Annotated in this window: 11 protein-coding genes; 4 read left to right on the plus strand and 7 right to left on the minus strand. The window is 71.2% G+C overall.

What is annotated here, in order from left to right:
- Positions 1-71 precede the first annotated feature (71 nt).
- Positions 72-887, plus strand: coding sequence for a septum site-determining protein MinD (gene minD, locus V7067_RS10285; RefSeq protein WP_334175808.1), 816 nt, complete (start codon positions 72-74; stop codon positions 885-887).
- A complete protein-coding gene (minE, locus tag V7067_RS10290) occupies positions 884-1,156 on the plus strand; it encodes a cell division topological specificity factor MinE (RefSeq protein WP_334175809.1) in 273 nt (90 codons plus the stop codon). Before minD ends, minE begins: the two co-directional genes overlap by 4 nt.
- Positions 1,157-1,271: 115 nt before the next feature.
- Here the strand turns inward: minE and V7067_RS10295 are convergent, their stop codons facing one another.
- The 7 genes from V7067_RS10295 to V7067_RS10325 all read right to left on the minus strand — a co-directional run bounded on the left by V7067_RS10295 (position 1,272) and on the right by V7067_RS10325 (position 10,827).
- Positions 1,272-4,706, minus strand: coding sequence for an AsmA family protein (locus V7067_RS10295; protein WP_334175810.1), 3,435 nt, complete (start codon positions 4,704-4,706; stop codon positions 1,272-1,274).
- 215 nt (positions 4,707-4,921) lie between these two features.
- The gene (locus V7067_RS10300; protein WP_334175811.1) at positions 4,922-5,476 is read right to left on the minus strand and encodes a copper chaperone PCu(A)C; all 555 of its coding nucleotides are present in this window, start codon (positions 5,474-5,476) and stop codon (positions 4,922-4,924) included.
- 93 nt (positions 5,477-5,569) lie between these two features.
- On the minus strand, positions 5,570-6,040 hold the full coding sequence (locus V7067_RS10305) for a hypothetical protein (protein ID WP_334175812.1): 471 nt from the start codon (positions 6,038-6,040) through the stop codon (positions 5,570-5,572).
- A gap of 99 nt (positions 6,041-6,139) precedes the next feature.
- Positions 6,140-7,072: an ABC transporter permease gene (locus V7067_RS10310; RefSeq protein WP_334175813.1), complete on the minus strand. Its 933-nt coding sequence runs from the start codon at positions 7,070-7,072 to the stop codon at positions 6,140-6,142.
- Positions 7,069-8,118, minus strand: coding sequence for an ABC transporter permease (locus tag V7067_RS10315; protein WP_334175814.1), 1,050 nt, complete (start codon positions 8,116-8,118; stop codon positions 7,069-7,071). The genes V7067_RS10310 and V7067_RS10315 overlap by 4 nt, the downstream gene beginning before the upstream one ends.
- Entirely contained in the window at positions 8,115-9,722 is a 1,608-nt protein-coding gene (locus V7067_RS10320) for an ATP-binding cassette domain-containing protein (protein ID WP_334175815.1), read from the minus strand. Before V7067_RS10320 ends, V7067_RS10315 begins: the two co-directional genes overlap by 4 nt.
- Positions 9,723-9,738: 16 nt before the next feature.
- Complete coding sequence (locus tag V7067_RS10325; protein ID WP_334175816.1) at positions 9,739-10,827, minus strand: BMP family protein; 1,089 nt, start codon at positions 10,825-10,827, stop codon at positions 9,739-9,741.
- 270 nt (positions 10,828-11,097) lie between these two features.
- Here V7067_RS10325 and V7067_RS10330 point away from each other — a divergent pair, with 270 nt between their 5' ends.
- On the plus strand, positions 11,098-11,526 hold the full coding sequence (locus V7067_RS10330; RefSeq protein WP_334175817.1) for a hypothetical protein: 429 nt from the start codon (positions 11,098-11,100) through the stop codon (positions 11,524-11,526).
- A 150-nt stretch (positions 11,527-11,676) separates the two neighbouring features.
- On the plus strand, positions 11,677-13,112 hold a 1,436-nt coding region (locus V7067_RS10335), incomplete at its 3' end, for an amidase (RefSeq protein ID WP_334175818.1).

Raw genomic sequence — 13,112 nt, forward strand, 5'->3', positions numbered from 1 at the left:
ATTCAGGCCTGGCTCGAAGGCGATGCGATGAAAGTGGCAGCGCTCGGCTGATCGAGCAGGGAGGCAGGCAGATGTCGAAAGTTCTGGTCGTGACGTCGGGCAAGGGCGGTGTTGGCAAGACAACAACCACGGCCGCCCTTGGCGCCGCCCTTGCGCAGGGCGGCAAGAAGGTGGTGGTGGTCGACTTCGATGTCGGCCTGCGCAACCTCGATCTCATCATGGGCGCCGAGCGCCGGGTCGTTTATGACTTCATCAACGTCGTTCAGGGCGATGCCAAGCTCAGTCAGGCGCTGATCCGCGACAAGCGCATTGAAACGCTCTATCTGCTGCCCGCCTCGCAGACCCGCGACAAGGATGCGCTGACCGAGGAAGGCGTCGAGCGCGTCATTGAAGAGCTCAAGAAGGAATTCGACTGGATCGTGTGCGACAGCCCGGCCGGCATCGAGCGCGGCGCGACGCTCGCCATGCGCTTTGCCGACGTGGCGGTGGTCGTCACCAACCCCGAAGTCTCTTCGGTGCGCGATTCCGACCGTATCATCGGCCTGCTCGATGCCAAGACGCGCAAGGCCGAGAACGGCGAGCGCATGGAAAAGCACCTGCTCATCACCCGCTACGACCGCTCCCGCGCCGAGCGCGGCGAGATGCTGAAGATCGAGGACGTGCTGGACATCCTTTCCGTGCCGCTGGTCGGCGTGGTGCCGGAAAGCGAGGAGGTGCTGCGCGCCTCCAACCTCGGCTCGCCGGTCACGGTGCTGAGCCCGCTTTCCGCCGCCGGCCGCGCCTATGGCGATGCGGCCCGTCGCCTGCAGGGCGAGGACATTCCCATGGTCGTCGCCAGCGAGAAGCGCGGCCTGATCACGCGCCTGTTCGGCCGGAGGGCGGCATGAAGCGTTTCAACTTCTTTCGCGGCAAGCGGGTGGAGCCGGCAACGGCTGCGCGCGATCGCCTGCAGGTGCTGCTGCAGCACGAGCGTGGCGTCAACGGCGACCCGAATCTGATTCTCGTGCTGCGCGAGGAAATCCTGAAGGCCATCGGCAAGCACGTCGATATTTCGGCCGACCGGGTGCGCGTCGCCATGCGGCGCGAGGATCTGACATCGACGCTTGAGGTGGAGGTCGAACTGCCGGCCGGTCACGCTGCCCGCCGCGCCGCCTGAACGTTCCCCCGTCGCTGCCTCTCATGACCCCGCTCCGGTGCCTGTCGCCGGGGCGGGGTTTTCTTTTTCGGCGGCCCCCGGTCGTCTGGCCGCCGGCGTGCGCTGCGGTCGCCGCTTATTGCTGTTGTTTCAGGAACTGGTTCAGCAGTTGCCGGGCCTGTTCGGCGGCGCTTTGTCCCGGTGTGGCGGGCGCGGCGGGCGGCGTGCCGGCGCCGGTGTCGGGCTCAGTTGCAGGGGGCTGCGGTACCGGCTGGGGGGCAGCCTGACCGCCCAGAATGCGCAGCGCCTCGCTGACCGCCTGCCCGGTGTTGACCTTGCCGTCGGAGCCGATCAGGCCACCGATGCCGCCGGCACCCTGTCCGGGCTGTTGGGTGCCCGGCGTTGCCCCCGGTTCGGCCGTCGGTGTCTGCCCTTTTGCCAGCGCCGAGATGCTGCCGCCCAGTACCTTGAGCTGCCGCAGCGCCGCTGCCGGATCGCGCAGGATGCCCGTCACCTCCGGGTAGATGCGCGGCGAACTCCACGGTCCTTCCATGATGACGGGCACGTTGAAGCCCGCCATATCGGCACCGGAACCGCCCGCGAGGCTCGCCAGAACCTTGGGGTCGAGGCGATAGTCGATGGTGCGGGCCACGAGATCGGCCGTGCCGGAGCCGGTGACGCGGAACAAGGGCCCGCTCATCACCAGATCGTTGTTGGTGAGAATGCCGTCGTCGATGGAAAATGTGCCGGTCATCTGGCTGTAGGCGGTGGCAAGGCTGGAGCCTGCCTGCCAGCCGCTCAGGATATCGCCGGTCAGCCCGCGCATCATGCCGGGGATATCGACGTTGCGGATGCTGCCGTTGCTGAAGCGCATGGCGCCGTTGCCGTTGAGCCCGGCCACCAGATCCCGTTCGCTGCGGCCGCTCGTCGAAACATCGAAATTCATCGCCAGCCGGCCGTCGAGATAGGAGAAGCCGGCGGCATCGCCGAGGAAGGCGGCGGCGGCGAGATTGTCCATCCGGAAGCTGGCGCTGACGGTCGCCCCGCTGCGACCGGGCTCGATGGTGAGGTTGCCCGCGCCGGTGCCCTCGTAGAGGCTCATCTGTGCCAGCTTCGCCGTCAGCGTGCCGCCGTCGATGGTGGCCGTGAGGCCGGTCTTACCGATGCGGACCTGTTGCAGAAGAATGGCGTCGGCATTGATGGCCAGGCGGGCATCGAGCGTGGTGAGGCCGGAGAAGTCGATGGGGCCTTCCGACCAGCGGCCCGTTCCGCCGGCGGCCGGGGCACTGCCTGCGGCCGGGACGGGCGCGCTGCTGCCGCCGGCTGCGGGCGCTGCCGGCAGCCCGGCCGCACCCAGATAGGGCCGCAGATCCAGCACGGAAAGGCCGAGGGCCGCTTCCAGCATCGGCCGCCGGCCGCCGAAACGGATGGTGCCGCTGGCCGTACCGCGCGTGCCGTCCAGACTGAAGGTGGCCTTGTCGAAAGCGACCTGATCCGGCGTGGCATTGACGTGACCGTCGAGGCTGAACGCACCCAGCCCGCCGCCCGGCTGCAGCGGCCGCTCCAGCCACGCCATCAGGTCGCGCAGTGAGCCCGTGGAAAGCCGGCTGTTGCCGCCGGCCTGCCCGTCGATGGCGGTCTTGCCGGTAAAGCCGAAGGTGAGGCGCTTCGATGCCAGCGTCACGTCCACGGCACCGGTTTCGCCGGCCAGCAGCGGCTTGGCAGCAACGGTGCCCTGCAGACTGAACCGGTCGCCGCGCCAGTCGAGGCCGCCGTCGACGCGGACCGGCGCACTGAGGCTGGCGAAATCGGCCGTCAGATCCACATTCGTCAGCTTGTCGGCGGCCGGGTTGTCGCCAAACAGGCTCGCCAGTCCGAGGCCGCTCACCGTGCCGCCTGAAAGGGTGGCGCGGCCCTTGCCGTCCAGCGTGGAGAGCAGGGCCGGGCCCGACCAGCCGCGCGCGGCAAAGCTGGCATCGAGCCCCAGCCGGCCGGTCACCGGGGCGCTGCCGCCGGTCAGTTCGACAAGACGGGCGGCATCGATATCGCGGGCCTGTACGGTGGCGGTCAGGGCCGGAGTTGCGCCGCGCCCGTCGACGGCGATCGCGCCCGTGGCATTGGCCCCGCCGATGGTCGCCCGGGTGATGCGAGCTTCGAGCGCGCCGCCGGTAAGCGAGAGGGTGGCGGAGAGATCGCGCACGGGCACCGGCCCGGCGTCGATGGTGGCGGCGCTCAGCGCCACGTTGGCATCGAGAAGGCCGAACGGCGCCGGAATCGGCCCCGACGGCGCCGGGGCGCCGGCGCTGGCGCCGGTGGCAATGCGGCCCCCGCGCTGCGGCCGCGGCTGCGGCAGCTTCATGCCCGACGGTGTCCGGTTCGGCCAGGACAGCGGCGTCTGGCTGGCGGCCGCTTCCTCCTGCGGCGGGGCTGCCTGCCCGGCAGCCGCCGGGCTGCCGGCGGGCATCGGTCCCCGGAAGGCGGACAGGGCGAGGTTCTCAATCGCCAGCCGCACGCCGACCGCCGGCCGCTCGCGCCCCATGACGCCGCGCAGCGCGCCGCCGGCCCTGAGGCCGGTCAGGTCGATGGCAATCTCGTTGATGTCGAAATCGTCGGCGCGGATATCGGCATGGGCGGAAACCGAAAAGGCCCCGAAAGCCGGTGCCTGCGGCACGGCAATGCCGAGGCGGGCCAGCACGGCGCCGAGCGAATTGCCGCTCACTTTCGCCGTTCCCGTCAGGAGCCGCCCGGCCGAATAGGCGGTTCCGTCGGCGGCAATATTCAGCGGTCCGGAGGTGAGGGCGAGGCTGAACGGCACGTCGCCGGTGCGGCTGCGGTCGCCGGGCGCGCCAAGGCCGGCCGTCAGGCTGGTGTCGGCGCCGTTCCACAGGAAGCGGCCTTCGGCATCGGCCAGCCTGTCGCCCGCAGGGGCGGTGAGCGTCAGGTCGATGGCGGTCAGATCCTCGCGGATGCCGCGGCTGTCGTCGCGCACGCTCACTTCGCCGTCGACCACCTGCACGGTGCCGAGCGGCAGCGCGGCAAAGGCGGCCAGCGGTGTCTGCTCGGCGCCGGGCGCGGCGGGAATGTGGCCATCGGGTGCGGCGGCACCCGTCGGGTTGTCGACGAGGGCGCCGATGCTGTCGCCGCCGGCCGCCGGTGCGGCGACCGCCCAGTTGGTGCGGCCGTCAGGCCCGAAGACGATGCGCACCTTCGGGCGGATGAGCGTGACGTCGCTCAGCGCCACCGTGCCCGTGAAGAGCGGGGCGAGACGCACGCCAACCCGCACGCCCTCCAGCGCCAGCGCTTCGGTGCCATCGCCGGCGCCGAGGTCGCCGACGGAGACATCGCCGGCGGAAAGTGTGATCCGCGGCACCAGCGACAGCGAGATCGGGCCGCGGATGGCCACCGGGTGGCCGAGCGCGGCCGACAGGCGGTTGCCGATTTCCCCGCGCATCCGCTCCACGGGCAGAACATGGGGCAGTCCCCACAGAACCAGCAGCAGGGCCACGAAGATGGCCGCCGCAATCGCCGTCCGCCGTCCGCCGGGCGGTGTGCGCAGAACCGGCAATCGCATGGGGTGCCCTCCCGGATGTTCAGGGCCTCATCCTGCCTTTCTGGTCTGGCGCCGGCCTTGAACGGACCGGAACTGAGGCATGACACGTTTGTCGCGGTTCCGGTGTTAAACAGGGGTTAAAAGTTGCACTCCGAAGGCGCAGACCGTGTCATTTCATCGGGTGTATGCGGTGCCGGCCGCCATGGGGCCGGCACCGCGCAGCCGGTTGCCGGGTGTTATTCGGCGTTCTGGGTGTGGCCCTGCATGGCGCCGTCACCGTGCATGGCACCGTGTCCGTCGCCCTGCTGCATGCCGGACTGCCCGGTTCCGATCGGCTCGACCTTGAAGCGGACGTCCACCTTGCCGGCCTTCTCGAAGGTCAGCGTGCCGGCGAAGTCCTCGCCGGTGCGGATCGGGTTTTCCAGTCCGATGAACATCAGGTGGTAGCTGCCGGGCTTCAGCGCGACTTCGCCATGGGCGGGAATTTCGATGCCGTCCGTCAGCTGGCGCATTTTCATCACGCCGTCGACGACTGCCATCTCATGGATCTCGGTGCGGCCGGCAACGGTGGCGGTGGCGGCAACGAGGCGGTCGGGGGTATTCCCCTCGTTTTTGATCACCAGAAAGCCGCCCCCGGCCTTCGCACCCGGCGGCGTAGCGCGGGTCCACGGGTGGACGACCTCCAGATTGCCGACCCGGAATTCATGGGCGGCGGCCGGCAGGGCGGTGGCGAACAGGGCAGCAGCGGCGAGCGCGGCGCACAGCGGGCGCGTCATGTAGCTGGAAAGCATTGGAAAATCCTCATCGAATCCAAACGGTTCACCGCCAGCCGCCGGCCTGCAACGCATCCGTCACCGGGCCGGACTGGCGGTTTATGGTGTGGTTCAGGCGATGAGGCGGGCGGGGGGCGCGCGGGCGCGGTGGGCCGAAGGCGGCGCGGCCGGCGGCACGCCGGCCTGTGCCGGCAGCGGCCGTTCGGAGATCAGCTCCGGGGCGGGCACCGGTGCGGTCCACGCCGTTGCCGGCGGCGGGGCCAGCGGTGTGACCATCAGGCAGCCGGCGAAGCAGCACGGCGGCAGCGGCGGATGGTCCTTGCCGTTGCTGCCGGCAGGCTGCTGCGCCGCTGCGTGGTCGCCGGCGACACAGAGGATGAAATCCGCAGCCGGCGCCGGCGCCGCCATGGCGCCCTGCATGAGGCCGCCGAACGCCAGCTGCAGCACCAGCGCAAAAGCGGCAAGGAAGGCGAGGAAAACGCGCGCGTCGCTGCCCGCTGCCGTGCGGCCGTCCGCAGCCGCGCCGGGGCTTCCGGCGGGCCGTTTCAGGTCGTGGCTGGGATGCAGAGCGGCGGGCAGCAAGGGCGGCTTCCCCATCGGCAATTGCCGGTTGTGGTTCTGCGGTCGTCCGGCGACCGTTGTCTGCGGCTTTAACATGGCGCCGGCGGCGAAGAAAGCCGCTCAGCGCTCGCCGCGGTGATAGGCAATGCCCAGCGCTGCCGGCAGCCGGCTGCGCCGCCCGAAGGCGATCAGAACCGCCATGACGGCGGCGAACGGCAGCATCTGGATGACATCGACGGGAATGTCGATGCCGGCCACCTGCAGCGCGGTGGTCATGGCCAGGCACGCGCCGAACAGCATGGCGCCGGCGGCCACCAGCAGCGGCCGCCCGCGGGCGAGCATGGCCAGAACGATGCCGATGAAGCCGGCCCCGTTGGTCATGAACGGCACGAACACGCCGGCGCCGATCTCGGCCATGAAGGCACCGCCGAGGCCGGCGAACAGGCCGGTGCCGAGCACGGCGAACATGCGCAGCCGGCCGACATCGACGCCCGCCACATCCAGCGCCGCGGGCGCATCACCAGCGGCCTTCAGGGCGAGGCCGAGATGGGTTCTGCGATAAAGGCCCGCCATGACGGCAACGAGCAGCAGCGCGACGTAGACGATCGGCGGGCGGTCGAACAGCGCCGGCCCGACGACCGGCAGCGCCGACAGGCCGGGCAGCGCAAGCGGCTCGGCGGCCGGCAGGCGCGGATAGGTGCGCGCGAACTGCAGGGTGTGGAACAGCGCCGTCAGGCCCTCCGCCAGCAGCGTGATGGCGATGCCGATGACGATCTGGCTGAGGCCGAGGCGGACGGCGAAGAAGGCCATCAGGCCCGCCGCCAGCAGGCCGGCTCCGGCCCCCGCCACAAAGCCGGGCCACAGCGCGCCGCAGGCAAAGGCGGTCGCAAAGCCGGCATAGGCCCCGGCCAGCATCATGCCTTCGATGCCGACATTGAGCACACCGGCCTTCTCCGACATCTGCTCGCCGAGCCCGGCCAGCAGCAGCGGAATGCCGGCGGTGATGGCGCCGGTCAGGAGTGCGGTCAGAAAGGCTTCCGTGAGAAGGCTCATGAGCCGCGCCTCCGCCGCGCGCCGATCGCCTCCGTGACGGCGAGGGTGATGAGCACGACCGCCAGCACCACCAGCGTGATGGAGTTGGGCACGCCGAGGCGCCGCGCGGCACTCTCGCCGCCGATGGCGAGCACCGAATAGAGCGCGACGAAGCCGATGGCGGCCAGTCCGTTGAGGCGGGCCAGAAAGACCAGCGGTACCACGACGAGGCCGTAGGCGGGGTTCCAGTCGGCCCGCACGTTGCCGGCAATGCCCACCACCTCCACCGCACCCGCCAGCCCGGCGAGCGCGGCCGAGGCGGCGAACACGCCGGCGGTGAGCCGCGGCACCGCAAGGCCGGCATGGCGCGCCGCCCGCGGACTGGCCCCCACCACCCGCAGGCGGAATCCGGTTGCCGTGCGCGTCATGATGAAATGAACGGCGACCAGCAGGACAAGCCCGATCAGCAGCCCGCTCGTGACCGTGGTGGAGCCGAGCCGCGGCAGGCGCTCGGCCACCGCCAGCGTGCGCGTCTGCGGCACGGTCGTGGCGGGATCCAGAAACACCAGCTTGACCAGCACGTTCGCCAGCGAGGCGCCGAGAAAGCTCATCATCAGCGTGGTGATGATCTCGTTGATGCCGTGACAGGCGCGCAGCAGCGCCGGCACCAGCGACCACACCGCCCCGGCCGCCGCCCCGGCCACCAGCGCGGCGGCGAGCGCCACCGGCAGCGGCACCGCGGCGGCCAGCGGCGGGGCAACGGCCGCCGCCGCGGTTGCGCCCAGCAGAAACTGCCCGTCGCCGCCGAGGTTCCAGATGCCGGCGCGGAAGGCGAGAATGAGGCTTGCCGCAATCAGCAGCAGCGGCGCCATGCGGGTCAGGCTGCTCTGCAGGCCGGAGGGCGACAGCAACCCCCGCTCGATGACCGTGCGGTAATATGCGACCGGATCGACGCCGGCCAGAGCGAGCACGAGGCCCGAAAGCACCAGCGCAACCGCCAGCGGCACGAGCGCACCCGCGGCTGCGGCCAGCGGCGGCAGCAGGGCGTGCAGGCGCGGCGCGCTCACGATGCCGCCTCCGGACCGTCGCCTTCGCTCATCAGCACGGCGACGCGGGCCCGCGCGTCCGGTCCGGCCGGGATGGCGGCCGAGAGCCGGCCCCGCACCATCACCGCGATGCGGTTGCTGAGGGCGTCGAGTTCGTCGAGATCGGTGGAGATCAGCACCACGGCCGCGCCGGCCGCCGCCGCAGCGCGGATGCGCCGGTGGGTGCTCTCGGCGTTCCGGACATCGAGGCCATGGGTCGGTCTGGCAAAGATCACGGCGCGGGCCGGGCTGTCGAGTTCGCGGGCGAGCAGGGCTTTCTGAATGTTGCCGCCGGAAAGCCGGCCGATCGGCGCCGCCGGTTGCGGCGGGCGGATGTCGAAGGCGGCAATCAGGCGGCGGGCATGGCCCAGAATGGCCGCCGGGCGCTCCAGCCCGAAGCGCCAGAACGGCCGGGCGCCGATATCCTTCAGCACCAGATTGTGGGCCAGCGAGAGCGAACCGACCGTGCCTTCGCCAAGCCGGTCATCGGTCACATAGCGCAGGCCCAGCGCCCGCCGGCCGGCGACGCCGAGCCGGGTCACGTCGGCGGGGCCGAGGCGGATGCACCCGCGCACCGGCCGCCGCTGGCCGGCCAGCACATGGGCAAGGGCCGACTGGCCGTTGCCGTCGATGCCGGCAATGCCGAAAATCTCGCCGGGCGCGACGGCAAAGCCGATGCTGTCGAGCGGCACAACGGCTTCCTCCGGCGACCCGCTGTCCATGCCGGGTCCCTCCACGACAAGGCCTTCCACAGTGAGGCTTGCAGGGCGGGCGGCGGCTGCGGTTCCGTCCGCGGCGGGCGCCGGCGGCGGGGCGGATGGCGGCCGGCCGGTGCCGAACATCAGGGCCAGCATGCGCCGGCGTGCGTCCGCGGGGCCGAGGGCCGCGATTTCCGCCGGCGGCAGGGTGCCGGCCAGCCGGCCGCGGCTCAGCACGCTGATCCGGTCGCCGAAGCGCAGCGCCTCATCGAGCTTGTGGGTGATGAACACCACCGCAAGGCCGCCGGCGGCCAGCGCCCGCATGGTGCGGCCAAGCTCGTCCGCGCCTTGCGGCGTCAGCATCGCCGTCGCCTCGTCGAGCAGCAGAACGCGGCTGCCGCGCATCAGCGCGCGGACGATTTCCGCCTGCTGGCGCTCGCCCAGCGACAGGCTGCCGGCAGGGCGGGCGGGATCGAGCGCGATGCCGATTCCGGCGGCAACCGCGCGGAACTGGCGGGCAAGGCCCGCGCGGTCCGGCCGCCGCCACCACGAACCGCCGAGGGCGCAGTTTTCCGCAAGGCTCAGCGAGGGGACCAGCATGGAATGCTGGAACACCGTGCCGATGCCGGCAGCCAGCGCCCGGCGCGGCCCGGCGAGGCGCACCGGCACGCCGTCGAGGCAGATGGTGCCGGCGTCGGGTTGCAGCAGCCCGGAGAGCAGGGCGACCAGCGTCGATTTGCCGGCCCCGTTCTCGCCCAGCACGGCATGAACCTCGCCCGCCATCAGGGCGAGGTTCACCGCATCCAGCGCCACCACGCCGGGAAACCGGCGGGTGACGGCGGTAAGCGTCACGCGCGGCAGCGCGGCCGGGAGGGCAGGGGCCGACATCGGCAGCCGGGCCGGATCAGGGTTTCGGGGCCGGCAGCGGATTGACCCGCGCATGAACGTCCGCCGCCTCAAACGACGGTTTGACGCTGATGCGGCCGTCGACGATCTCCTGACGGATCGCCATCAGGTCGTTCCAGACCGGGGCCGGAATATGGTCGGTCTTAAGAAGCTGCACGGAGTTGTCTTTGAGCCCGATGGCGTAGTTGTGGGTGCCGAAGCGGTCGTTCTTCACATCCCCGATCATGGCGGTGAAGACCGGCGTCATGTTCCAGACGACGGAGGACAGCAGATTGCCCTTGTCGATGGACGACTTGTCGCCGACCACGTCGATGAACCACACCTTGCCGCCATCGGTGGCCCTGGCGGTTTCCACCGCCTGCAGCATGCCGAACGACGAGCCGTTGCCCTGTCCGAAGATGACATCGGCGCCGGCGGCAATCACCGCCTCCGTCACGCGCTTGCCGCCGGCGGCATCCGAATAGGCGGCAGGGCCGATTACGGCATAGCGGATGGCGACCTTCGGGTTCTCCGCCTTCACGCCTTCGGCAAAGGCAGTCGACTGGGCGTTCCATGCCGGGGGCTCGCCAGAGACGACGATGCCGACCGTTCCGGTGCGCGTCATTTTGGCGGCGAGACGGCCGGCGAGGTAGGCGCCCTCGTGGCCGCTCAGGGTATAATCGGCGACCTTGCCGGGCGCGGTGGCCTGCGGCATGTCGGTGATGGCCACCGGAACGCCGGTCTCGGCGCCGATTTCCGGCGCGGCGGTGTTGTAGCCGCCGGCGTGTGCGATGATGAGGCCGGCACCGTCCTCGGCCATTTCGCGCAGCGTCGGGCGCACATCGCCGTAGCCGAGGTTCTCGGCCACCAGCACTTCCACGCCCTCGGCCTTGCCGGCGGCTTTCGCGGCGGCGATGCCCTGCTGATTCCAGCCGAAATCGGTGCCCTGCTCGGGGGTGAGGATGGCAATCGACCTGATTTCGCCGGCAGCGGCCGGCGCGGCAAGGGCGACGCAGGCTGCCAGCGTGCCGAAAACCGTGAGGGCACCGAGCCCGCTTCTGAACGACAGGCCGCAGAACGGCCGGTGTGTGAAGGACCTGCGCGACACCGCGGCAATCTCCCTGACAAAATGAGGCGCGGAACCAGAAACGGCCGGCCCGGGCGGCGTGCGCACGGGGCCTTGGCTGCGGTTACCGGCCGGTGCCGGGCAAAAGGGGCCCGGCGGTGGATGGGCGGCGGGGGTTTCCGGCGGGCCTTGAACGGCATGGGGCAACGGGCCGGACCGGAGGCGACCTATATTGACCAAGAGAACGGCGTGTTCCAGTCGTATCCACATGATTCGGGTCAATCTTTTCCGAAATGGCTTGCGGGAGGCTGTGTGATCAAACTCCGGTTGAAGGCCGGCTCCGCTGCACTGGCCGCGCTGCTGGCCGCGGGCGTCTTTTCTCCGGCCATGGCGGAGCGTGCGCCGGGCCGTCTGGTTGCGGCGGGCGTGGTCGTTGCCAACGCCACCCGCGAAGCGCTTGCCTGCACGGCGGCGCTGGCACACTGGAATGCGGTGGCGCTGGGCACGGCGCCGCCGGGCGCGCGGCTGGCCGTGGCGTTGCGGCAGGATCCGGCAACCGGTGCGCTCTACCTTCTCAACGCCGCCGGCCGGCCGATGGCGCTGGAAACGCTGTGGTGCGAGGCCTCCGGCTGGCGAACCGCTCTGCCGCTGGCACGCCGCGCTGGCGCGGTGGCCGACGGGGCCGTTTTCGCCTGCCGTGCCGAAGGTGCGCACGGACTGGCCTGCCGGGCGGAACCGTGACGGCGATGGCGGCTTCCGCGGCATTTCCGCGGAGGTCCGCGCCCCGCATTTCCGTCCCCGGCACCGGCGCGCCCGGCACCCGCGCGCCGTGCGGCCAGCGGCGTTCTCTGCAATGTTCCCGCGCTTTGCGGGCGACAGGACTGACGACAGATGCAACATGACAGCAAGGCCGCCGGTGGCGGTCTGGTGGTGGCCGGACTGGCCGGTTTCGAGGGTCTGGATGCGCTGGCGCTTGCGGCGCTGGTGCGGGCCGGCACGGTCAGCGCGTCCGATCTGCTGGAGGCGGCGATTGCCCGCATTCTGGCGGTCGATCCGCTGATCAATGCCGTCGTGCATCCGCTGTTCGGGCGCGCGCGCGCGGCCGTGGCCGCGGGCCTGCCGCAGGGGCCGTTCACCGGCGTGCCGTTTCTGGTCAAGGATCTCGGGCTCGATCTGGAAGGAGCGCCGGCAACGCTGGGCTCGGCGCTGCTGCGGGGCACGGTCTCGGCGCACACGTCGACGCTGGCGCTGCGCCATGCGGCCAGCGGCCTCGTGACCCTTGGCAAGACGGCGATCCCGGAATTTGCCCAGAGCTTCACCACCGAGCCGCAGGAAGGCGGGCCGACGCGCAACCCGTGGAACACCGCCTTCAGCAGCGGGGGGTCATCCGGCGGGTCGGCAGCGGCGGTTGCCGCCGGCATGGTGCCGCTCGCCCATGCCACCGACGGTGCAGGCTCGATCCGGGTGCCGGCGAGCCATTGCGGCCTGTTCGGCTTCAAGCCCGGCCGCCTGCGCACGCCGATGGGGCCGGACCTGCTGGAATCGATCGCCGGCCTTTCTCAGCACCATGCCGTGACGTGGACGGTGCGCGACAGCGCAGCCCTGCTGGATGCCACCGCCGGCCCGGAACCCGGCGATGCCGGCATTGCGCCGCCGCCGGCCGGCTCTTTTCTGGCCGCCGCCGGCCGCGACCCGGCGCCCATGCGCATCGGGCTGATGCCGGAAGGGGCGCTGGGCGAACCGGTGCATCCGGCCTGCCGGGCGGCAACGCTGGCGGCCGCGCGGCTGCTGGAATCCTGCGGCCATATCGTGGAGCCGGCGGCCCCGGTTCACGATGCCGCGGCGGTCCGGCAGGCCTGGCGGGTCATCGTCGGCGTGGCGCTGGCGGCGCCCGTGGAGGCGGCGCGGGCGGCCGGCGTCACCGCGCCTCTCGAACCGGTCAACGAATGCTGGTTCCGGGAGGGGCGCCAGTGGCGGGGCACCGATTATCTAGCCGCCACGGAGGTTTTGCAGCGGGCGGCGCGGGCGGTTGGCCGCTTCTTCCTGCGCTACGATGCCCTGCTGACGCCGGCGGCGGCCGAGCCGCCGCTGCCGCTTGGCGAACTGGTGGGCACGACGACCGATCTCGACGCCTTCTATGACCGGTTCTGGCGCCACGGTCCGTTCACCGCGCTGTTCAATGCCGCCGGCACGCCGGCCGCCAGCATTCCGTTCGCCATAACGGCCGGCGGCCTGCCGCTCGGCGTGCAGCTGGCAACGGCCGGTGGCGCGGAAGAGCGGCTGTTCTCGCTTGCCGGTCAGATCGAACGCGCACAGCCGTGGTTCGG

It is taken from the genome of Pseudoxanthobacter sp., assembly GCF_036822375.1.
GTDB lineage: Bacteria > Pseudomonadota > Alphaproteobacteria > Rhizobiales > Segnochrobactraceae > Pseudoxanthobacter.